This is a genomic window from Promicromonospora sp. NFX87, from assembly GCF_048564965.1.
Classification (GTDB): domain Bacteria; phylum Actinomycetota; class Actinomycetes; order Actinomycetales; family Cellulomonadaceae; genus Promicromonospora.
In genome coordinates this window covers 2,954,719-2,976,458 of sequence record NZ_CP183413.1, presented here as the reverse complement: position 1 = coordinate 2,976,458, position 21,740 = coordinate 2,954,719, and the positions used below count along the sequence as shown (strand labels likewise).

Here is a 21,740-nt window from a genome sequence, read left to right as displayed (position 1 = left end):
GAATAAGTGGTTCGAGTGTCAGCCGATGTTCCAGGTGCGCCCCGTGTAGAGGTCGTCGGGGGTCTTTACGCCGACCTGCGTGCCGTTGTAGCTCTGCCCCATGAAGCAGCTCACGCGTTGTGAGCCGCTGTCCCCGCTGATGGTGTACTTGGTGCTGCCTCCCCAGGAGGTCGGGTGCGGCGGGTGGATGTCGTGCCACACGCGCGGGCCGCCGTTGTTCGACGTGTCGCCCGCCCAGCAGGCGACCTGGTGGCTACCGCTGCCCATGTTCCGCCAGTTGATCATCCAGTACTCGCATCGTTCGTTCGCGCAGCCGGCGGACACGCCTGACGACGTCACCCACAGCTCCGGCTTGGGCCTCGCGTCCGTCCGTCCGGTCGCGCTGGACCAGGCGCTCCAGCCAGCGGCGTTGTGGGCGCGGGCCTGCAGCGTGAAGCTCTGGTCGTAGTCGTTCCCCGCGTTGACGTTGAACGGCCACGACCTGCGTGTGCCGGAGCCGCTGGAGCTGCCGGAGAGCCGGTACTCGATGCTGTCGACTGCCCGCCCACCGTTGCTGCCCGGACCGGTCACGGTGAAGTACCCGCTCCTGGCGTCGGACCGGTGGTAGGTGATCCCCGGGCTGCCGGGCACCGTGTACGGCGTCACGGCGTTCGACGGCGCCGACCAGTCCGAGCACACGTGCTGGTTGCAGGCCTTCACACGGAAGGTGTACGACTGCCCGTTGCTCAGGCCCTTGTACGTGGTCGAGGTCGTGTTGCCGACGTTCCTCGCGTCCAGGCCGCTGGCCTCCACCTCGTAGCTCGGCCCGGCGCCGCGGAACTCGGGGATACCGCCCCACGACACGTCGGCCTGGCCGCTCGTCGTGGACCCGATCCTCGCCGTCGGCGCGTTCGGGGTGTCCGGTACGCCGTGCGGGATCACCTCGTTCGAGAACGGGCTCGCCAGGCCGGGGCCCGCCTTGTTGGTCGCCCGGACGCGGAACTTGTACGCGGAACCGGTCGAGAGGTTCTCCACCGTCTCCGTCGTCCTGGTGGTGTCGATCGCCTTCACCAGCTCGCCGTTCGTGTACACGCCCAGCCAGTACTTGTCGATGGAGTCACCGTTGTTCGCGGGCGGGTCCCACGTCACGGTGATCTGGCCGCCCTCGAACGCGTCCACCCGTGCCGCCTCCGGCGCGAGCGGTGCCTCCGGGGGAGCTGCCGGGATCTCCTCCGCGGACGGCTCGGACCAGTCGGACGGGTCGGGGGCGTCGTTCTTGGCCTGCACCCGCACCGTGTACGCGGTGCCGTTCTCCAGCCCCTTCCAGACGGTCGTGCTGTTCTGGAGGCACTCCTTCTGGGTCACCCCGTCGTTGGGCGGCGGGCTGATCTCCAGGTTCACACAGGTGATCGCGGACCGGTCGGTGTAGGCCCGGTTCTTCCAGGTCACGGTGAGCTCGCTGTCGCCGAACTCGAGCGTCGGCGGTACGGGCTTGTCGGGCTTCTCGTCAGGTCGCGCCTCGCGCGACGGCGGCGACGGGTCCGACTCGTTCACCTCGTTGGTCGCGGTGACCGTGAACGTGTACTTCACGTTGTTCTTCAGCCCGTCGAACGTGCAGGTGGTCGTGGTGCACCCGTGCTCCTGACCGGTGTTCGTCCGCAGGGTGTAGCCCGTGATGTCGGCGCCGTTGTTGTTCGGCTGCTCCCAGCTCAGCACCACCGTCTCGGAACGGACCTCCTCGATCCGGGGCGCCCGCGGGGCGTCCGGCTTGCCGAGCACGGTCAGCTTCGCGATGCCGTCGACCTCCCGGTCGGGGTCCTTCGTGCCGTCCTGCACCCGGTAGCGCACCATCAGGGTGCCGGTGAAGTCCGCCGCGGGCGTCACGACCAGCTGGTCGCCGCGGTACGACGGGACGCCGTCACCGGAGTCGACGGTCGGCGCGCCGACCAGCCTCAGCGGCTCGCCCGGGAACGGGTTGACGTCGTTCGCGAGCACCGGGATCGTGGCCGCCTTGCCCTGGTGCGCGTCCAGCACCAGGTCCTGGGCCGTCTGCACCAGCGGGCGCGTCGAGGGCACCACCTGGACGACCAGCTTGGCCGAGACCGCCGGGTTCTGCCCGTCGGACACCGTCATCGGCAGCTCCCGCCGGGTGCCCTTGGGCACCGACATCTCGACCTGGCCGGTCACGGTGGCGCCCGACGTCGACGCCGCGATCCCGTCCTTGCCCACCACCTCGAACGTCAGGGGGTCCTTGTCCGGGTCCTTGACGTACCGCGACAGGTCGACCGAGGCGTCCTCGCCGGCCGCCACCTGGAGCACCGGGGTGTCGATGATCTTCGGTGGCAGGTTCTTGCCGGGCGTCACGTCGATCGGCAGGGTCAGCACCGCGGTCAGGCCGTCCGGGTCGTCGAGCTCCGGGCTGTCGGTGACCTCGAAGCTGACCGACGCGGGACCCGCGTAGTCGTCGGCGGACGTGTAGACGACGGTGTTCTCGTCGGTCACGCTGACGTCGCCCTCGACCGCCTTGACGGTGCGCTGGGTGGTGATGCGCGGCTCGTGGTCCTCCCGCACCACCACGTAGTCCGCGAGGTCGATCGTGAGGGGTTCCCCGCTCGTGGCCTTCAGCGGGTCGAGGCCGGGCCTGACGTGCGGCCGCGACTGGTTGCCCGGCACCCGGACGAAGGCCTTGGCGGTCTGGTCGTCCATGTCGGTCACCGTGTAGGTGATGACGCGTGCCTTCGACGTGAGCTGCACCTTGATGGCCTTCGACCCGGTGACCGTCACACCCTCCAGGCCCTCTTCCACGGCGACCTCGAGGTCGGCCGCCACGCCGTCGGGGTCGACGTCGTTCTCCAGGACGTTCACCGTGACGGCGGCGGTGCCCTTGACGTCGTCCGCCGTCACCACGTCGTCGTGCGCGACGGGGCGCAGCAGCGGGGCGTCCTTGTCCACCTTCACGGTGATGGCGCCCGTGGCGCGGGCCTTGAAGCTGTCCTGGATGCCGTAGAAGAAGGAGTAGACGTTCTGCTCGTCGGGCGCCGTGACGACGACGTCGTCGTCCACGGCCTTGGGCGTCATGTCCTCGGTGCCCTCGAAGCTCCTGGCCGTCAGGCCGATCTGGTTGCCGTCCGGGTCGGAGTCGTTGTCCAGGGCGGCGATCGCCACCGTGCGGCCCGGCCGGACCGTCGTCTCGTCGTCGGCGGCGTGCGGGTTCTGGTTGCTCGGGGAGGGGGCCGCGATACCCACCCGGACGGTGCCCTCGGCGACCGCCCCGCGCGTGTCCAGGACCTGGTAGGAGAAGCTGTCGAGCCCCGTCGACTCCGGGCCGGCGTGGTAGTCGACGAAGCCGTCCACGATCGTGGCGGTGCCCTTGGACGGCGCCCCCGAGATCGAGCTCAGGGTCACGTGGTCGCCGTCGGGGTCGGTGCCGTCCAGCGGCAGCGGGATCCGGACGATGCCGTCGCTCAGCACGCGCGCCTCGACGTCCGGCAGCTGGGGCGCGCCGTTCTCCGGCGCGTCCACCACGTTGATGGTGATCTGCGCGGAGTCCTGCTGGCCGTTCGCGTCCTCCACCTCGTAGACCGCGAAGAACGTCCCGGCCTCCTTGCCGGCCCGGTACCGGACGGTGTCCTCGGACACGAACGCCTCGCCGTCCGACGGCGACTCCTGCAGCTCGTCCGTGACCGTCATCGTGAGGCCGTCCGGGTGGGAGTCGTTCTTCAGCACCGGGATCGTCACCACGTCTCCGACGCGGACCCTGGCGGTGTCGGGACCGGCCTCGGGCGGTCGCAGCTGGTCCGACGCCGGGATGGGCACCACGCGCAGCTGGCCCTCGACCGTCCCGGACCCGTTGGCCACCGTGTACTCGATGATCACCGGGTCGTCGAGGCGCTTGATCTCGGAGACCTTGAGGATGTGGTGGTTCAGCACCGAGACGCTGACGGGGGAGCCGGACGGTTCCGTCACGTCCCGCACCACGAGCACGCCGCCCGCGGGGTCGGTGTCGTTGGCCAGGACGTCCACCAGGGCCGAGCCGCCGGTCGGCAGCAGCACCTGGTCGGAGACCGCCACGGGCGCCCGGGCCTCGTCGGGCGGGCTGGTGACGTCCACGCGGACGAGGCCGAGGCTCGGGTTGGGGCCGTCGGACACCTGGTACGTGACGTCGTACGAGCCCGGCTCGTCGCTCTCGAACTTGAACGTACCCGCCGTCTGGTTCGGGGTGACCGTCGCGTCCTTCGGCCCGTCCACCCGCGTCAGGCGCAGCGTGTCGCCGTTGGGGTCGCGGTCGTTCCGCAGCGGGCTCACCGTCACCGGGTCGCCCGCGAGGACGGTCACGTGGTCCTGCACCGCGAGGGGCTTCACGTTGGTCGCCACGACGTTGACGATGAGCTTGCCCTCCACGGGCATGCCCTCCGAGTCGGACACGGTGACCTCGACGATCTTGTGGCCCGTCGTGGTGCCGCCGTCACGGAACTCCACCGTCCCGTCGGGACGGAACCGGACCTCGTCGAGCTTGTTCACCGTGCTCGCGTTCGACAGGAACAGGTCGTCGCCGTCGGGGTCCTTGAAGTAGGGCAGGATCTTGATCCGCCCCATGCCTTCCTGGCCCACCTGGAGCACGGGCTCGCCCGTCTGCGTCGGCGGGTTGTTCTCCTCAGGCGGCACCACCTTGACCGTCACCGACTCGGTTGCGGTGCCGTTCTCGCGGCCGTCGTCGACCTCGTACTCGAAGGTCGTGGTCCCCTTGGCGTCCTCCGGCACGTTGGCCTGCAGGGCCGCGCCGTTCAGCACGCGGTCGACGCTGATGTCGCCGTCCGGCTCGGACGCGACCTTCGCCGTCATGACGTCGCCGTCGGGGTCCATGTCATTGCCCAGCACGTTCAGCACGGTGGTGCGCCCCGGCCGCACGCCGAACGTGTCGGCCTTGGGCTTGGGCGGACGGTTCGCCTGGTCGCGCGGGGTGACGACCGTGTCGACCTGCTTCGGGGTGACCTCCTCCGACTCGGTCTTCTTGCCCTCACCGTCGTCGGGCGTCTCCAGGTCCCAGTCGTCGACCTTCTCGAAGTCGTCGGCGGCCATCCACAGGGCGCCGCCTGCGATGTCGTTCAGGACAATGACGTCGCGGTTGACCCGGTAGGCCAGGGTCCCGGAGCTCTCCAGCCCCTCCAGCACCTCGTCCACGTCGTGGTCCTGCCCCGGGCAGTTGCGCAGGACCTGGCCCGAGCCGGACCAGGCACCGTAGGTGCACTCGCCGAGCTGCACCGGCGCGGCGGGCTCGCCGGACGCGGCCCCCTCGGCGGCCTGGGTGGTCAGGACGGCGCCGCCCAGCGGCTGGGAGACCAGGCCCTTGGCGGTCGCCACGACCACGTCGTCGGCCTCGCCGGAAGGCTGCTGCAGCGCGCCCTGCGCACCGCCCTCCACCTCGACGGTGTCGCCGCCCGGCAGCACCAGGTTCCCGGTCGACTCGTCCAGGACCACCGGCTCCTCGCCGACCGCGGTGACCTGGATCTCGGCGTCCGCCTGCACCGGCAGGTCGGACTCCTCGGGCTTCTGCGCGACGCCCTGCGCGTCGGTCGGGATCGTGTACAGCTTGCGGTCGGACGGCACCGCGAGGAACACGGTCCCCTCGGTGCTCACCGTGAGCTCACCGTTGGTGCCGGCCTTCCGCGGCTTGAGCTCGTCCTCGTCGAACGCGACGGCGCCGTCGAACGGCAGGACCCAGATCCGGCCGGTCTCGCCGTCGTACACCGCGGTGGTGGCACCACCGGCGGCGACCTGCGCGCCCGGGGGGAACTTCATCGTGCCCCGCAGCACGAGCTGCGCCGGGTCGACGGGGCTCGCCGAGGAGTTGCTCACGGCGTCCAGGAGCACCCGCTGCGCGTCCTGCTCGACGTCGAAGTCGGTCGAGTCGGTCAGCAGGGTCCCGTCCAGGGCCCTCGCGTCGTAGTTGAACCGCCCGAGCTTGCCGTCGGCCGTCTTGGTCACCCAGACGCCGGAGTCGTTCAGCTCGACGTCGGCCGTCGCCTCACCCTCGTAGAGGAGCGCGAAGCCGACCAGCCCCGCCGCGAAGAGGGTCACCGCCCCGACCGACACGGCTGAACGGCGATTCTCGTACACGCGCGAGACCAGGCTCATGCGTCCTCCACTCGGTCAATCCCACCCCGGAACGCCCGCCCGATCACGACGCCGGCGTGGCGGGGGGATTCTATCGAGGCAGGTGGGGGCCTGTCCCCGAAAAACGGGCGGGGAATGCCGGGGTGATCAGTACGACGCGGCGCGCCGCTCGACCCATTCCTTCGCCTGGGCCGCGGTGTGCCCGGTCGCCTCGCGGTACAGACGGACGGCCTCGGCCCGCCGGTCGGACCAGAGGCACCTGTCGATCTCGGCGAGGGCGTCCGGCGCGATGCCCACGGCGGCGGAGTCCTCGATGTCGAGGCGCTGCATCACGAGGTCCAGCTTCCGCTCGACGCGCTCTACGGCGCGGCCCGTCGCGCGCATGCTGCCGACCGCGGTGATCAGGAGCACCAGGACGACGACGAAGGCGACGACAGGAACGAGCTGTACCAGGAGAGCCGCGGGGAGGGACATGACGGAACCGTAGCCGGAGCAGGCGTTGAAGTGGGCGCGAAAGGGAGCGGGCGCCTTGACCGGAATACACCCGGGGGGTATATGGTTGGCGACATACGGTTACCCCCTAGGGGTAGTGATCGATCGGAACGTCGAGCGAAAGGAACGACAGTGGCGACCAGCGAGTACGACGCCGCGCACGAGGCGGAGCGCGCCTCATGAACGTCCCGCAGCGGCTCGGCGCCTTTGGAGCAGGCCTGGCGGCGCTCTTCGTCGCCGCCTTCGTCGTCGCGGGGGCCGTGGTCCCGCAGAGCACCGTCGCGGCCTGGTCCGGGGCGGCACAGGACGAGAAGCACGAGGAGCCTGAGATGGACATGAGCGGGACGACCACGGTGGCGACGCCGGTCCGCGGGCTCGCCCTCGAGCAGGACGGCCTGCTCCTGAGCCCGGTGAGCGCACCCGGTGAGGTCGACGAGGCGGGCATGCTCTCCTTCTCGATCACCACCGCGGACGGCGTAGCAGTGACCGACTTCGAGACAGCGCACGACAAGAAGCTGCACCTCATCGTGGTGCGTGCGGACGGATCGCAGTTCCGGCACGTCCACCCCACGATGTCGGCGGACGGCGTCTGGTCCATCCCGTGGACCTGGGACGAGGCGGGCACCTACCGCGTGTTCACCGACTTCGTCCCCGGGGCGACCGGCGAGAACCTGACGCTCAGCCGCACGGTCGACGTCGCGGGGCCCCTCTCGCCCGAACCTGCCACGAAGGTCACCGCGAGCGACACCGTCGACGGGTACACCGCCACGCTCACGGGAGACCTGAGCGCGAACGGCGGCTCCACGCTTACCGCGACCGTCACGAAGGACGGCGAGCCGGTCACCACGCTGGAGCCGTACCTCGGCGCCTACGGGCACCTGGTCGCGCTGCGCGACGGCGACCTGGCCTACCTGCACGTGCACCCCGAGGGCGACGAGCCGGAGCCCGGATCGACGTCGGGCCCCGACGTCGAGTTCATGACCGAGGCACCCACCCCCGGCCGGTACCTGCTGTACCTCGACTTCAAGGTCGACGGGGAGGTGCGCACGGCCGAGTTCGTCCTCGACACGGGGGCGGCGCCGGCCGCTGACGAACCCAGCGGCGAACCCACCGAGGAGCCCACTGACGAGCCCGCCGCCGGGCACGGCGACTCCGGCCACGACCACTGAGAGGAGCACCATGTCCGACACCACGGCAACGACCGTCGACCTCGACATCGGCGGCATGACCTGCGCCTCCTGCGCCATGCGGATCGAGAAGAAGCTCAACCGCCTCGACGGGGTGAGCGCCACCGTCAACTACGCGACGGAGAAGGCCAAGGTCACGGCCCCCGCCGGGTACGACCTCGGCGCCATCGTCGCCGAGGTTGAGAAGACCGGCTACACGGCGACCCTCCCGGCGCCGAAGAACGCGCCGGAGCCCGGCGGCGACGCCGTCGGCCCGCAGGACCTGGAGCTGCTGTCGCTGCGGAACCGGCTCATCGCCTCCGTGGTGCTCGCCGTCCCGGTGATCGTGCTCGCCATGGTCCCGGCCTGGCAGTTCACCTACTGGCAGTGGGCGTCGCTGGCGCTCGCGGCCCCGGTGATCCTGTGGGGGGCGTCGCCGTTCCACAGGGCCGCGTGGACCAACCTGCGGCACGGCGCCGCGACCATGGACACGCTCGTCTCGCTCGGTGTCCTGTCCGCCTTCCTCTGGTCCCTGTACGCGCTGTTCCTCGGCACGGCGGGGGAGCCGGGGATGACGCACGGCTTCGAGCTGACCATCGCGCCGTCCGACGGCGCGGCCAACATCTACCTCGAGGTCGCCGCGGGCGTCACCATGTTCGTGCTCGCCGGGCGCTACTTCGAGAAGCGGTCCAAGCGGCAGGCCGGTGCCGCGCTGCGGGCGCTGCTGGAGCTGGGCGCGAAGGACGTCGCCGTGCTGCGCGGCAGCACCGAGACCCGCATCCCGGTCGGGGACCTGGCCGTGGGCGACGAGTTCGTCGTCCGGCCGGGGGAGAAGATCGCCACCGACGGCGTGGTGGTCGCCGGATCCTCTGCCGTCGACGCCTCGATGCTGACCGGCGAGTCCGTGCCCGTCGAGGTGGGGATCGGTGACACGGTCGCCGGGGCGACGGTGAACGAGGGCGGGCGGCTCGTGGTCCGCGCCACGCAGGTGGGCGCAGGCACGCAGCTCGCGCGCATCGCGCGGCTCGTCGAGGACGCGCAGTCCGGCAAGGCCGACGTCCAGCGTCTCGCCGACCGGGTCTCCGGGATCTTCGTCCCGGTGGTCATCGCGATCGCCGTCGCGACCCTCGGGGTCTGGCTGGGCGGTGGGTTCCCCGCCACCGCGGCGCTGACCGCCGCCGTCGCGGTGCTGATCATCGCCTGCCCCTGCGCGCTCGGTCTCGCGACGCCTACCGCGCTGCTCGTCGGCACGGGACGCGGGGCGCAGCTCGGCATCCTGATCAAGGGTCCGGAGGTCCTGGAGTCCACGCGCAAGGTCGACACCGTGGTGCTCGACAAGACGGGCACCGTGACGACCGGCCGGATGACGCTGCTCGACGTCGTCCCGGCCGCAGGCACCAGCCGCGCCGAGCTGCTCCGCCTGGCCGGCGCCCTGGAGGACGCCTCCGAGCACCCCGTCGCGCAGGCGGTCGCGAAGGGCGCGACCCAGGAGGTCGGCGACCTGCCCACGGCGGAGTCGTTCGAGAACGTCCAGGGTCTGGGCGTGCAAGGCGTCGTCGACGGGCACGCCGTGGTCGTCGGCCGCGAGGCCCTGCTCGCCGACTGGTCGCTGTACCTGCCGTCGGTCCTGGCCGAGGCCAAGGTTCAGGCTGAGGTTGAGGGTAAGACCGTCGTCGCGGTCGGCTGGGACGGCGAGGCCCGGGGCATCCTCGTGGTCGCCGACCAGGTCAGGCCGACCAGCGCGGCCGCCGTCGCGCAGCTCGTCGCGCTGGGGCTCACGCCGGTGCTGCTCACCGGCGACAACCGCGCGGTGGCCGAGCAGGTGGCGGCGGCGGTGGGCATCACGGAGGTCATCGCCGAGGTGCTGCCGCAGGACAAGGCCGACGTCGTGGCCCGGCTGCAGGCCGAGGGCAAGGTCGTCGCGATGGTCGGTGACGGCGTGAACGACGCCCCCGCCCTCGCGCAGGCCGACCTGGGCCTCGCGATGGGCACCGGGACTGACGCGGCGATCGAGGCGGCGGACATCACGCTCGTGCGCGGGGACCTCACCTCGGCGGCCGACGCCATCCGGCTCTCCCGCCGGACCCTCGGCACGATCAAGGCGAACCTCTTCTGGGCCTTCGGGTACAACGTCGCGGCGATCCCGCTGGCCGCCCTCGGTCTGCTCAACCCCATGCTCGCCGGCGCGGCGATGGCGTTCTCCAGCGTCTTCGTCGTCGGCAACAGCCTCCGGCTGCGCTCGTTCCACCCATCACCGACGAAAGGACCCAGCACATGGGACACGACCACTCGCACGACGATCACACGCGCGATGATCACGCGCCGGCCGAAGGCGGCCACTGCGGCGGCCACGGAGGCCCGGCCGTGACGAGCCACCACGGCGCCAACCTGCTCGGCCCCTCGGCCGACGAGCTCGCGGAGTGCCCGGTGATGCGCGGCAGCACCGTCGTCAAGGCCGACGCCGAGGCGAAGGGACTGTTCCGTGACTACGAGGGCCAGCGGTACTGGTTCTGCTGCGCGGCGTGCGAGGCCCCGTTCGACGCGGACCCCGCCAAGTACGTGACGGCCGCCTGACCGAAGGGCGGCGGCCATTTCGCCCGCCCCACCAGGGCGCTTGACCAGATGGAGATGAGATCATGGGAACCATGACGGAATCAGGATCCCCTGCCGACCCGGACATGGTCGGAGAGGGTGAAGCGCCCACCGCCCACGGCTACATCACCGACAAGGACAGGTACCTCGCGCGGCTCAAGCGCATCGAGGGCCAGGCACGCGGGATCCACCGGATGGTCGACGAGGAGCAGTACTGCATCGACATCCTCACCCAGGTGTCCGCGCTTACGAAGGCGCTGGAGAGCGTCGCGCTCGGTCTGCTCGACGACCACCTCAAGCACTGCGTGGTGGACGCCGCCCGGATGGGCGGCCCCGAGGCAGACGCCAAGGTCAAGGAAGCCTCGGACGCGATAGCGCGGCTCGTCCGCTCCTGACGAGAGGAAGGTCCGCTTCGAGAACGCGATCGGGCACCGGTTTCGGCTGAAACCCGTGCCCGATCGTGTTCTCGGGGCGGACCTTTTCGCGTGCGTTGCAGGCGGGTGGTCCGAACACTTGACGTTGGTACCCCCTAGGGGTATATCTGGTTCTATGAGCGAGTCACACCAGCACCCCACCGAGCCCCACGGCGCGACGCGTGCGGCGGCGCCGCACGAGCACGGCTCGGCCGGCCACGAGATGCACGACGAACACGCCGGCCACGAGATGCACGGCGGTCACGCGGGCCACGCCGGTCACAGCGGTCACGGCGACCACGTCGGCCAGTTCCGGCGACTGTTCTGGATCATGCTCGTCCTCGCCGTGCCGGTGGTCGCGTTCTCGGACATGTTCGCGATGATCCTCGGCTACATGCTGCCCGACACGACCCCGGTGAACGCGATCTCGCCGCTGCTCGGCACCGTCATGTACGCGTGGGGCGGCTGGCCGTTCCTCACGGGAGCGGTCAGCGAGCTCCGCTCCCGCAAGCCGGGCATGATGCTGCTGATCGGGCTCGCGATCACCGTCGCGTTCGTCGCCTCGCTCGGCGCGAGCCTCGGCCTGCTCGACCACCAGCTCGACTTCTGGTGGGAGCTCGCGCTCCTGATCGTGATCATGCTGCTCGGCCACTGGATCGAGATGCGCTCGCTCGCACAGACGACGTCCGCCCTGGACTCCCTGGCCGCGCTGCTGCCCGACGAGGCGGAGCGCGTGGACGGCGACCAGATCGTCAAGGTCTCGCCGGCCGAGCTCGCGGTGGGCGACGTCGTGGTGGTCCGGCCGGGCGGCAGCGTCCCCGCCGACGGCCGCGTCGTCGACGGGCGCGCCGAGATGGACGAGTCCATGGTGACGGGGGAGTCGCGCACCGTCCCGCGCGGCCCGGGCGAGCCCGTGACCGCCGGAACCGTCGCCACGGACTCCGGCCTGCGCGTCGAGGTCACCGCCACCGGCGACGACACCGCGCTCGCGGGCATCCAGCGGCTCGTCACCGAGGCGCAGAGCTCGTCGTCGCGCGCGCAGCGCCTGGCCGACGTCGCCGCGGGCTGGCTGTTCTGGTTCGCGCTGGCCGCCGCCGCGGTCACCGCCGTCGTCTGGTCGCTCGCTGGGATGCCCGACGACGCCGTCGTCCGGACCGTCACCGTCCTCGTGATCGCGTGCCCCCACGCGCTCGGCCTCGCCATCCCGCTCGTCGTGTCCATCGCCACCGAACGGGCCGCCCGCGGCGGCGTGCTCGTCAAGGACCGCCTCGCGCTCGAGAGCATGCGCACCGTGGACACCGTGCTGTTCGACAAGACCGGCACCCTCACCAAGGGCGAGCCGACGGTCGCCGACGTCCAGCCCGCCGGTGACACAGACGGCGACACAGACGGCGACACCCTGCTGGCGCTCGCCGCCGCCGCCGAGTCGGACAGCGAGCACCCGCTGGCCAAGGCAGTGGTCCGCGCGGCACACGAGCGCGGCCTCACGGTCCCGCGCGCGTCCGGATTCAGCTCCTCGCCCGCCGTCGGCGTGACCGCGACGGTCGACGGCCACGAGATCCGGGTCGGCGGCCCGCGGCTGCTCGAGGAGAGCGGCCAGGACGAGCTCCCGGTCGCGGACGCGTGGCGTGGTGACGGCGCGATCATCCTGCACGTCCTGCGCGACGGCGCCGTCGTCGGCGGCATCAAGCTCGCGGACGAGGTGCGCGCCGAGTCCGCGGACGCCGTCCGGCGGCTGCACGACCTGGGCGTCCAGGTGGTCATGATCACCGGCGACGCCGAGGCGGTCGCCCGGTCGGTGGCCGAGGAGATCGGCGTCGACCGGTACTTCGCGGGTGTGCGGCCCGAGGACAAGTCCGCCAAGGTGCAGCAGCTCCAGGGTGAGGGCCGCAAGGTCGCGATGGTGGGCGACGGCGTCAACGACGCCCCGGCGCTGGCGCAGGCCGACGTCGGCATCGCCATCGGCGCGGGCACCGACGTGGCCATCGCGTCCGCGGGCGTCATCCTCGCGAGCGACGACCCTCGTTCGGTGCTGTCGGTGATCGAGCTGTCCCGGGCCAGCTACCGCAAGATGAAGCAGAACCTCTGGTGGGCCGCCGGGTACAACCTCATCTCGGTGCCGCTCGCCGCGGGTGTCCTCGCGCCCATCGGGTTCGTGCTGCCGATGTCGGTGGGGGCGGTCCTGATGTCGCTCTCGACGATCGTGGTCGCGCTCAACGCCCAGCTTCTGCGCCGGCTGGACCTCCGCCCGGGCAGGTAGTTCTGACCCGATATCGGACCCAATATTGCCCATATTCCCTATAAGGGTATTGACCCGGTCTGGGGTGTTCCCTAACCTGACGGACGGCGCACCGGGCGCCCGTCGGAGTCAAGGGAGACCTCGTGAAGCTGTTCGCTGCGCCCCGTCCTGCACTTCTCCTGGTATCAGCGGTGTCGGCGGTCGCGCTGGTGGCGAGCGGGCTGGTGCTCGGGGGCGGCCCCGCGAGCGCCGCCCCGGCCCGCGGCCCCGCCGACACCACGAGCTGGCGGGTGGACGGCCCGCGCGGCTCGGCCCTGGACGGCGTCGTGCGGCTCGACGACGCCGGCGAGGTGGCGCTGGACGTCGTCGCCGACGGCGACACGGTGCTCTCGGCCATGCGCCTGGGGCTGCGCGGCAGCGACGGGGACCTCACCGCCGGCCTGACGTTCGTGGACCGGCGCGACCGCAGGGTCGCCGACTCGTACACCATGACGACCGGCAAGAGCGTGCGGCGGTCCTACGTCCACACGGAGTCGGTCTTCACGTTCGCGGACGCCGCGGGCGCCCGCCTCGGGATCGCCGTGCGGGTGTCCCGCGACGGCGTCGCCTACCGCTACCTGCTCGACGGCGCGGGCGAGCACCGGGTGGACGACGAGTCGGGCGCGTGGGAGCCGGCGTCGGACGGGCCGGCCTGGATGCAGCGCTCGTACGCCGTCAACTACGAGGCCGAGTGGACCACCACGACGGCCGCCGCGGGCAACGGCGGCGGCAGCGTCGGCTTCCCGGTGCTGTTCCAGCAGGGTGACCGGTACGCGCTGGTCACCGAGGCTGACCTGCACGGCGACTACTCGGGCGCGCACCTGACGCACACGGCGGGGTCGCTGCGCTACGACGTCGACCTGTTCGAGGGGCGCCCGGTCACGGCGGCCGGGCCGCTGTCGACGCCGTGGCGGGTGGCGATCGTCGGCGACCTGCCCGCCGTCGTCGGCTCGAACCTGGTCGACGACCTGGCCACGCCCAGCGCCCTGGACCCGGGCACCGACTGGATCAAGCCGGGCCGGTCGAGCTGGAGCTGGCTCACCGACTGGGACAGCCCGCGCGACGAGGCCCGGCAGCGCGACTTCGTCGACCTGGCCGCGCGGAACGGCTGGGAGTACGTGCTGCTGGACGAGGGCTGGAACGCGAGCTGGGTGCCGCGCACCGTGCGGTACGCCCACACGCAGGGCGTGGACGTCATCGCCTGGTTCCACAGCCGCGACCTGCGCACGCAGGAGCAGCGCGACGAGTGGTTGCCGCGCCTGAAGTCGTGGGGGGTCAGCGGCATCAAGGTCGACTTCATGGACTCCGACTCGCAGGAGATCCACCGCTGGTACGACGACGTGGCCCGCGACACCGCGCGGTACGAGCTGATGATCAACTTCCACGGGTCCGCGCTGCCCACGGGCATGCAGCGCACGTGGCCGCACATCATGAGCTACGAGTCCGTGCGCGGCATGGAGAACGGGATCAGCCCGGAGCGCAGCCTCGTCGTGCCGTTCACGCGCAACGTCGTGGGGTCGATGGACTTCACGCCCGTGGTGTTCTCGCGCGACAACGACAGGACGTCCAAGGCGCAGCAGGTCGCGATGAGCGTGGCCTACGAGTCGGGCTGGCAGCACATCTCGGACAAGCCCGAGGGCTACGCGGCCGAGCCGAACGCCATGCCGTTCCTGCAGAACCTCCCCACCACCTGGGACGAGGTGCGGCTGCTGAGCGGCACGCCCGGCCGCGACGCCGTGCTGGCGCGCCGGTCGGGGGACCGCTGGTTCGTGGGCGGTCTGCGCGCCGGCTCCGGCGACCCGCTGGCGCTCCCGCTGGAGGGTCTGACGCGCGGCAAGCGGGTGCTGGTCGACCTGCTGACCGACGACGGCGCGAACGGCTCGGCGACCGTGCACACCACCGTCCGGGCCGGGGCGGGGGAGACCCTCTCGGTCCCGACGGCGAACAACGGCGGGTTCGTGGCGGTCGTGTGCGAGGCGACCCGGCACCGTGAGTCCTGCCTGGAGCCCGTCGTGGACCGGCCGGACGCGACGCTCGCGATCGACCCGGCGGAGGCCGACGTCGAGCCGGGCGCCACCGTCGAGGTCCGGGCCACGTTCACCGTGGCCGACCGGGACGTCACGAGCGTGCGGCTGACGCCGGAGCTGCCCGCCGGCTGGACCGCCGACCGGGGCACGCAGACGGTCGCGCGCCTCGCCGCGGGCCGGAGCGCGGAGGTGACCTGGCAGGTCCAGGTGCCCGCCGACGGGGCCACCGGCACGTTCGAGGTGCCGATCAACGTCGGCTACCGGGCCGTCGGTGGGCGCTACACCGCGGCGAGCCAGGCCACCCTCTGGGTCACGCCGCCCGCGCTGACCGGCGACCAGCACGTCTCCGACCTCGACTGGCTGGAGGAGTCCAACGGCTACGGCCCGATCGAGCGCGACCGGTCCAACGGCGAGGCCGCGGACGACGACGGCCGGCCGATCACCATCGCCGGGGTCGCCTATGCCAAGGGCGTCGGCATGCACGCCACCGGCTCGCTGACCACGTGGCTCGGTGGCACGTGCACGGCGTTCCGGGCGGTGGTCGGCATCGACGACGAGGTCCTGAACAAGCCGGGCGACACCGGCGTCGGCTCGGTGCGGTTCCGCGTCTACGGCGACGGCGTCCTGCTGACCGAGACGCCGGTGCTGTCCAACGACGACGGCGGCGTCCCGCTCGACGTCGACGTCACCGGCGTGCGCCGCCTGCGCCTGGTGGCCGACGAGGGCACCGACGGCAAGAACTTCGACCACGCCGACTGGGCGGACGCCCGTGTGACCTGCGAGGAGGGCTGACCCGCCGGACCGCATGCCCGCTCATCGGCTCAAGTTGCATAGGCTGCGGGTCATGACGACACATCGCTCGGAGACGGGGGCGGCGCCGTGGGTGGCCTGATGGGACTGCTGGACGACATTGCCGCGCTGGCGAAGCTGGCGGCGGCCTCGATCGACGACGTCGGGGCCGCCGCCGGACGCGCGACGGCCAAGGCGGCGGGCGTCGTCGTGGACGACACCGCCGTGACGCCGCAGTACCTGCGCAGCGTCGCGGCCAAGCGTGAGCTGCCGATCGTGTGGAAGATCGCCAAGGGCTCGATCCGCAACAAGCTGATCTTCATCCTCCCGGCCGCGCTGCTGCTGAGCCAGTTCCTGCCGTGGCTGCTGCCGATCATCCTCATGATCGGCGGCACCTACCTGGCCTACGAGGGTGCGGAGAAGATCTGGCACAAGGTCTCCGGCCACCACGACGCCGAGGTCCCGGCCACCGAGATCAGCCCCGAGGCCGAGAAGAAGATGATCGCGGGCGCCGTGCGCACCGACCTCATCCTGTCGGCCGAGATCATGGTGATCGCGCTCGCCGAGGTGGCCGACGAGGCCTTCTGGTCCCGGCTCCTGATCCTCGTGGTGGTGGCGTTCGTCATCACGATCATCGTCTACGGCATCGTCGCTGCCATCGTGAAGATGGACGACGTCGGACTGCGGCTGGCCCAGTACGAGTCCGGGTTCGCCAAGGCGTTCGGCCGCGGGCTCGTCCTGGCCATGCCGCGGGTGCTCGCTGTGATCTCCGTGGTCGGCACCATCGCCATGCTCTGGGTCGGCGGCCACATCCTGCTCGTCAACCTCGGCGCGGACGGAACCGGCTGGATCCCCGCACCGTACGAGTGGGTGCACCACCTCGAGGTGGAGATCCACGACGGCACCGGCGCGCTCGGCGGCACCCTCGGCTGGCTCTTCAACACGCTGTGCTCGGCGATCGTCGGCCTGGTCGTCGGCGCCGCCGTGGTCGCGGTGCTCCACCTCCTGCCCTCACGTAAGAAGGATCAGGAGAAGGAGGAGCCGGTCAGCCACTGACCGGGGTGCGCACGGAGCCGAACGCCACGCGCTGACGCAGCGTGAAGCCCAGGTGCTCGTAGAGCCCGATCGCGTGCGTGTTGCTCGCCGCGGCGTGCATCATGGCGCGAGCGCCGCGCTCGTGGATGTGGTGGACGACATCCAGCACGAGGCGCGTGGCCAGGCCCTGCCCGCGGTACCGCTCGTCGGTCGCGACCGCGCTGATCTCGGTCCAGCCGGCGGGCTGCAGGCGCTCGCCGGCCATGGCCGCGAGGCGTCCGTCGCGCCGGATCCCGACGTACCGGCCCAGCAGGTGGGTGCGCGGCAGGAACGGCCCGGGCTGGGCGCGCGCCACGAGGTCGAGCATCTCGGGGACGTCGGCGGTGCCCAGGAGCACCGCCTCCTCGTCGGGCCGGCCGTGCAGGCGTTCGGTCTCGACGAGCTGCACGCCCTGGAAGGGCTCGCCGCGTACCCAGCCGGGCGGCAGCGCGACCGACGCGGGCGGCCCGGGGAACTCGGCGTCGTACCCGACGAGCTCGATCACCGCGTCCCAGACACCTGGGTCGTCCCAGCTCCGGACGGCGGCGAAGGGCGAGACGTCGGCGGGGTACCGGCGGGCGAGGTCGTTGCCCTCCGCCAGGTGCGCGTGCGCGCCGGTGAGGGCGGACCATGCGGGGTTGTCGAGCACCGCGTAGTCGGGTGCCGTGTCGATGACGCTCATACGAGGGTTCCGTACGTGAAGTTCACGTCCATCTCCAACGGGCGCCCGGCCGGTCGCATTCCGGCCGGGCGCCCGTCGTCGCCGTCACCGCAGCGCCGGCTCCGGGGTGCGTGCGGGTGCCGGTGTCCGGAAGATCGCCACGATGTTGACCACCAGGGCCACGACGAGCACCCCGATGACGGGCACCAGCAGCTCCGCCGCCAGGGTCGGGCCGGTGCCGAGGAGGCCCCAGCGGCCGACCGCGACGGCCCCGGCGAGCGCGGCCCACAGGGCCGTCTCGAGCGCGGGCAGCCACTCGCCGGCCCGGACGTGGAACCCGCTCGCCATCAGGGTGACGACGGCGAGACCGGCCGCGGCGAGCGGCGTCGTCCACTCGAGGCGCCCGAGCAGCATCGGGAGGACGAGCGCGACGGGCGCGGCGACCTCCGCGATCCCGATCAGCACGGTGAGCGGGCGGGGGACGTCGTCGAAGCCGATCCAGCGGTCGATACCGCGGCCGACGATCTTGGGCAGGCCCGCGAACAGGAAGAACAGTGCGAGGACGGCCTGCGCCGCCCAGAGGGTGGTGGTCAGCATCATGCTCCTTGGGGAGTGAGTTCGGTCCGGTCCGGACGGCGGTAGGCGTCCGGTGCGGGACAGGACGAACGAGCTGACGGGTGTGTGACGCCGGCACGCCGCCGCACCGCGCCGTCACACGGAAGCGGCCCGGATCGTCGTGTGTGCATGACCGAGATCGAACCCACCGCGGCCCGCCGCGTCGCAGCGGCCTCGCGCGACGACCGCTCCTACCTGCTCGCCGTCGCGCACCGGATCCTCGCCGACCGCACCGAGGCCGAGGACGTGGTGCAGGACGCGTTCGCCCGCCTCGCGGCGCAGGACGTCGCGCAGATCCGGGACCTGCGGGGCTGGCTCGTCGTGGTCGTGCGCCGGCTCGCCCTGGACCGGATCGGCTCGGCGCACGGACGCCTCTCCGCACCCCACGACCCGGCGGCGCCGGGCCTCGACCTCGCGGCCGACACGCCCGACCCGGCCGACCGCGTCACCCTCGACGACGAGATCCGGCGCGCCCTGGCGGTGGTGCTCGACCGGCTCACCCCGGGCGAGCGAGCGGCCTTCCTGCTGCACGACGTGTTCGGCATCCCGTTCGAGAGCGTCGCCGAGCTGGTCGGTCGCAGCCCCGCCGCGTGCCGGCAGCTCGCCAGCCGGGCGCGGCGCGCGGTCCGGGACTCCGGCCCGGCGCCGGCCGCACCACCCGTCGACCCCGGGCTGCAGCAGGTCGTCGAGAGGTTCGTCGCCGCGTGCGCCGGGGGAGACCTCGACGCCCTGGCCCAGGTCCTGCACCCGGACGTGTCCGGCTGGGCGACCCTCGGCGGCGAGCGCGTCGGGTCCGACACCGGCGCCGCGAGCGTGGCAGCCGGCTCGCTGCGCTACCTCGGCCCGCACTCGGGCTGGGAGCTGGCGCCGCTGGCCCTCGACGACGGGACGGCCGTCGTCGCCACCCGGGACGGCGATCCCGTGGCGCTGATCCGGCTCCTGGTCGTCGACGGGCTGGTCGCCGAGATCCACACCGTGCTGCTTCCCACGGTGCTGATCCCGCCGCGCTAGCCCAGCCTGGCTAGCCCCGCCGCGGTGGAGCGCTCGACCGGCGCTCGCGGAGGGTCGCCTCGATCTGCGACTGCACGGCCTCGGTGCGGCCCGCCAGCCGTTCGAGGAGGAGGCGCGCCGCCTCGCGTCCCATCAGCACACCGCTCTGGTCGACGCTGCTCAGCGAGACCAGGGGATGGCCGGCGATCGGGATGTTGTCGTAGCCGACCACCGAGACGTCGCGCTCGTCGAGTCCTGCCTCCGCGACAGCGCTCAGCACGCCGATCGCCAGGGTGTCGTTGCCCGCGAAGATCGCCGTCGGCCGTTCGGGCAGGGCGAGGAGCGCGCGGGTCGCCTCGTGGGCCTCCGACCCGTCGAACAGGGTGTGCACCACCGACTGCTCCAGGCCGAGCGCCGTCATGCGCTCGCGGTAGACGGCGGCGCGGATGACGTGCGGCTCGTCGCCCGCCTGGCCGGCCCACGGCGGCTCGGGGCGCGACGGGTGGATGGTCAGGTGGGTGATCCGCCGGTGGCCCTGGTCGAGAAGGTGCGACATGACCTGCTCGGCGCCCGACCGGTCGTCGCCGGTGATCGTGTCGTAGTGGTCGGACCGGTCGTGGCGCCCGATCATCACGACGGGAGTGCGTTCGGCGATGCGTTCGATCCAGGCCGGGTCGACGCGCGGCGAGATGGCCACGATGCCGTCGACCTGACGGTCCACGAGGCTGTTGATGGCCATGTCGCCCTTCTGGTCCCGGCCCAGCGGGGCGATGATCATCTGGTACGGGGTGCCGGCGAGGGCCGCGGTGGCGCCGTCGACGATCATCGTGAGGAAGTCGTTGCCGACCTGCGGGATCTCGAACCCGAGCGTGAAGCTCGCGCCGCGCATGGCGCGCGCGGCGACGCGCGGCCGGTACCCGAGGCGTTCGATCGCCGCCTCGACCTGCGTGCGCATCCGGTCGCTGACGCCGTACGCGTTGCGGATCACCTTGGACACCGCGGCCCGGGAGACGCCGGCCTCGCGGGCGACGTCCTCGATCGTCGAGGGCCGCGGGCTGCCCGCCCGGGCGCCGTCGGGCCGGGGTTCTGCTGGGGTCACGGCTCTGTTCCCGATTCTGTAGACCGGTTGACACTCTACAGGGGCCCTCGCTAGCGTGAGGGCGCTGAAAGGATTCATTCGTTGAGTGTGTAGATCGCTCTACGATCCTTTCGCTCTACAAGGAGGTAGAGAGATGTCCATCAGTCATCGCCGTCCCCGCCGGCCCGGCGCGGCACTGGCCGCCGCGGCCGTCCCGCTGCTCGCCCTCACCGGTTGCTCCTCGTCCGGCGCGGCCGACGGGACCACCGAGATCACCTTTCTCACGACCAACGACGCGCCGAACCCCGAGGTCGCCGACGCGCTGGTCGCGGCGTTCGAGGCCGAGAACCCCGACGTCTCCGTCACGGTGGAGATCCGCCCCGGTGGTACCGAGGGGGACAACCTGATCAAGACCCGGCTGTCCACCGGCGAGATGGCCGACGTGTTCTTCTACAACTCCGGCTCCCTGCTCCAGGCGCTCAACCCCGACTCGTCGCTCGTCGACCTGAGCGACCAGGAGTGGGTCGGCTCGCTCACCGAGGAGTTCGTCCCCGTCGTGAGCACGGAGAACGGCACCTACGGCGCACCGCTGGGCGCGTCCTTCGCTGGCGGCATCGTCTACAACAAGCCGCTCTACGAGGAGCTCGGGCTGACCGTCCCGACGACCTGGGACGAGTTCATGGCGAACAACGAGACGATCGCCGCCGAGGGCGACGGCGTCGCGCCGGTCGTCCAGACGTACGGCGAGACCTGGACGAGCCAGCTCTTCGTGCTGGGCGACTTCGCGAACGTGCTCGCCGTCGACCCCGAGTGGGCGGAGCAGTACACGGCGCACCAGCGCTCCTACGCCGAGGAGCCCGCCCTCCTGGGGTTCCGGCACCAGCAGGAGGTCGCGGAGGCGGGGCTCTTCAACGAGGACTTCGCGTCCGCGACGTTCCCGGACGGCGCCCGGATGGTCGCGGAGGGCGAGGGCGCGCACTACCCGATGCTGTCGAACGTGATCCAGACGGTCATGCAGAACACGCCCGACGGCGTCGACGACCTCGGGTTCTTCGCGCTGCCCGCCGAGGAGGCCGAGAACACCCGGGCGACCATCTGGCAGCCGAACGCGCTGTACGTCCCGCGGTCTACCGAGGGCGCCGAGCTCGATGCGGCGAAGGCGTTCGTCGCGTTCGCCAACAGCGATGCCGGGTGCGAGATCCAGAACGAGATGCTGCCGCCCGCCGGCCCGTACGCGGGCACGTGCGAGGTGCTGGACTCCGCCCCGCCGCTGCTCGCCGACATCCAGGCGTACTTCGACGAGGGCAGGACGGCGAACGCGCTGGAGTTCCTCTCACCGGTCAAGGGCCCGAACCTGGAGAAGGTGACGGTCGAGGTCGGGTCGGGCATCCGCAGCGCGGAGGACGCCGCGGCGTTCTACGACCAGGACGTCGAGAACCAGGCCAAGCAGCTCGGCCTCGAGGGATGGTAGG

Annotated in this window: 14 protein-coding genes; 9 read left to right on the top strand and 5 right to left on the bottom strand. The window is 71.7% G+C overall.

Annotation, left to right across the window (positions count from 1 at the left end):
• Positions 1-18: 18 nt before the first annotated feature.
• Both ACNYC2_RS13325 and ACNYC2_RS13320 read right to left on the bottom strand, forming a co-directional pair.
• Positions 19-6,114 carry an Ig-like domain-containing protein gene (locus ACNYC2_RS13325; RefSeq protein ID WP_419707479.1) on the bottom strand — a complete coding sequence of 2,032 codons (6,096 nt, stop codon included), beginning with the start codon at positions 6,112-6,114 and terminating at the stop codon, positions 19-21.
• A 126-nt stretch (positions 6,115-6,240) separates the two neighbouring features.
• Positions 6,241-6,567, bottom strand: a complete 327-nt coding sequence (locus ACNYC2_RS13320; RefSeq protein WP_419707478.1) for a hypothetical protein — start codon at positions 6,565-6,567, stop codon at positions 6,241-6,243.
• 197 nt (positions 6,568-6,764) lie between these two features.
• On the opposite strand from ACNYC2_RS13320, the gene ACNYC2_RS13315 reads away from it, so the two are divergent.
• The 7 genes from ACNYC2_RS13315 to ACNYC2_RS13285 all read left to right on the top strand — a co-directional run bounded on the left by ACNYC2_RS13315 (position 6,765) and on the right by ACNYC2_RS13285 (position 16,906).
• The gene (locus ACNYC2_RS13315) at positions 6,765-7,754 is read left to right on the top strand and encodes a heavy-metal-associated domain-containing protein (RefSeq protein ID WP_419707477.1); all 990 of its coding nucleotides are present in this window, start codon (positions 6,765-6,767) and stop codon (positions 7,752-7,754) included.
• 10 nt (positions 7,755-7,764) lie between these two features.
• Positions 7,765-10,119 (top strand): heavy metal translocating P-type ATPase, encoded by a 2,355-nt coding sequence (locus ACNYC2_RS13310; RefSeq protein WP_419707476.1) that lies wholly within the window; start codon positions 7,765-7,767, stop codon positions 10,117-10,119.
• Positions 10,116-10,325 carry a YHS domain-containing protein gene (locus ACNYC2_RS13305; protein WP_419707475.1) on the top strand — a complete coding sequence of 70 codons (210 nt, stop codon included), beginning with the start codon at positions 10,116-10,118 and terminating at the stop codon, positions 10,323-10,325. The genes ACNYC2_RS13310 and ACNYC2_RS13305 overlap by 4 nt, the downstream gene beginning before the upstream one ends.
• Positions 10,326-10,429: 104 nt before the next feature.
• Positions 10,430-10,738 (top strand): metal-sensitive transcriptional regulator, encoded by a 309-nt coding sequence (locus tag ACNYC2_RS13300; protein WP_419707830.1) that lies wholly within the window; start codon positions 10,430-10,432, stop codon positions 10,736-10,738.
• 154 nt (positions 10,739-10,892) lie between these two features.
• Entirely contained in the window at positions 10,893-13,016 is a 2,124-nt protein-coding gene (locus tag ACNYC2_RS13295) for a heavy metal translocating P-type ATPase (protein ID WP_419707474.1), read from the top strand.
• Between the two features lie 122 nt (positions 13,017-13,138).
• Positions 13,139-15,853, top strand: a complete 2,715-nt coding sequence (locus ACNYC2_RS13290; protein WP_419707473.1) for a glycoside hydrolase family 97 catalytic domain-containing protein — start codon at positions 13,139-13,141, stop codon at positions 15,851-15,853.
• A gap of 99 nt (positions 15,854-15,952) precedes the next feature.
• The gene (locus ACNYC2_RS13285; protein WP_419707472.1) at positions 15,953-16,906 is read left to right on the top strand and encodes a DUF808 domain-containing protein; all 954 of its coding nucleotides are present in this window, start codon (positions 15,953-15,955) and stop codon (positions 16,904-16,906) included.
• On the opposite strand, the gene ACNYC2_RS13280 is transcribed toward ACNYC2_RS13285, so the two are convergent.
• Entirely contained in the window at positions 16,896-17,606 is a 711-nt protein-coding gene (locus ACNYC2_RS13280; RefSeq protein WP_419707471.1) for a GNAT family N-acetyltransferase, read from the bottom strand. The two genes, ACNYC2_RS13285 and ACNYC2_RS13280, sit on opposite strands and share 11 nt — an antisense overlap.
• A gap of 84 nt (positions 17,607-17,690) precedes the next feature.
• A complete protein-coding gene (locus ACNYC2_RS13275; protein ID WP_419707470.1) occupies positions 17,691-18,185 on the bottom strand; it encodes a DoxX family protein in 495 nt (164 codons plus the stop codon).
• Between the two features lie 144 nt (positions 18,186-18,329).
• On the opposite strand from ACNYC2_RS13275, the gene ACNYC2_RS13270 reads away from it, so the two are divergent.
• Positions 18,330-19,211 carry a sigma-70 family RNA polymerase sigma factor gene (locus ACNYC2_RS13270; RefSeq protein WP_419707469.1) on the top strand — a complete coding sequence of 294 codons (882 nt, stop codon included), beginning with the start codon at positions 18,330-18,332 and terminating at the stop codon, positions 19,209-19,211.
• Between the two features lie 10 nt (positions 19,212-19,221).
• Here the strand turns inward: ACNYC2_RS13270 and ACNYC2_RS13265 are convergent, their stop codons facing one another.
• Positions 19,222-20,289, bottom strand: coding sequence for a LacI family DNA-binding transcriptional regulator (locus ACNYC2_RS13265; RefSeq protein WP_419707468.1), 1,068 nt, complete (start codon positions 20,287-20,289; stop codon positions 19,222-19,224).
• 133 nt (positions 20,290-20,422) lie between these two features.
• Here ACNYC2_RS13265 and ACNYC2_RS13260 point away from each other — a divergent pair, with 133 nt between their 5' ends.
• Positions 20,423-21,739, top strand: coding sequence for an ABC transporter substrate-binding protein (locus tag ACNYC2_RS13260; protein WP_419707467.1), 1,317 nt, complete (start codon positions 20,423-20,425; stop codon positions 21,737-21,739).
• The last annotated feature ends 1 nt before the right edge of the window (position 21,740 follow it).

What these genes read in the sequence shown, in the direction of transcription:
- ACNYC2_RS13285 (WP_419707472.1), top strand. Translation starts at nt 15,953, where the DNA reads ATGGGACTGCTGGACGACATTGCCGCGCTGGCGAAGCTGGCGGCGGCC.
- ACNYC2_RS13325 (WP_419707479.1), bottom strand. Translation starts at nt 6,114, where the DNA reads ATGAGCCTGGTCTCGCGCGTGTACGAGAATCGCCGTTCAGCCGTGTCG.
- ACNYC2_RS13310 (WP_419707476.1), top strand. Translation starts at nt 7,765, where the DNA reads ATGTCCGACACCACGGCAACGACCGTCGACCTCGACATCGGCGGCATG.
- ACNYC2_RS13300 (WP_419707830.1), top strand. Translation starts at nt 10,430, where the DNA reads ATGGTCGGAGAGGGTGAAGCGCCCACCGCCCACGGCTACATCACCGAC.
- ACNYC2_RS13270 (WP_419707469.1), top strand. Translation starts at nt 18,330, where the DNA reads ATGACCGAGATCGAACCCACCGCGGCCCGCCGCGTCGCAGCGGCCTCG.
- ACNYC2_RS13320 (WP_419707478.1), bottom strand. Translation starts at nt 6,567, where the DNA reads ATGTCCCTCCCCGCGGCTCTCCTGGTACAGCTCGTTCCTGTCGTCGCC.
- ACNYC2_RS13275 (WP_419707470.1), bottom strand. Translation starts at nt 18,185, where the DNA reads ATGATGCTGACCACCACCCTCTGGGCGGCGCAGGCCGTCCTCGCACTG.
- ACNYC2_RS13295 (WP_419707474.1), top strand. Translation starts at nt 10,893, where the DNA reads ATGAGCGAGTCACACCAGCACCCCACCGAGCCCCACGGCGCGACGCGT.
- ACNYC2_RS13280 (WP_419707471.1), bottom strand. Translation starts at nt 17,606, where the DNA reads ATGAGCGTCATCGACACGGCACCCGACTACGCGGTGCTCGACAACCCC.
- ACNYC2_RS13260 (WP_419707467.1), top strand. Translation starts at nt 20,423, where the DNA reads ATGTCCATCAGTCATCGCCGTCCCCGCCGGCCCGGCGCGGCACTGGCC.
- ACNYC2_RS13315 (WP_419707477.1), top strand. Translation starts at nt 6,765, where the DNA reads ATGAACGTCCCGCAGCGGCTCGGCGCCTTTGGAGCAGGCCTGGCGGCG.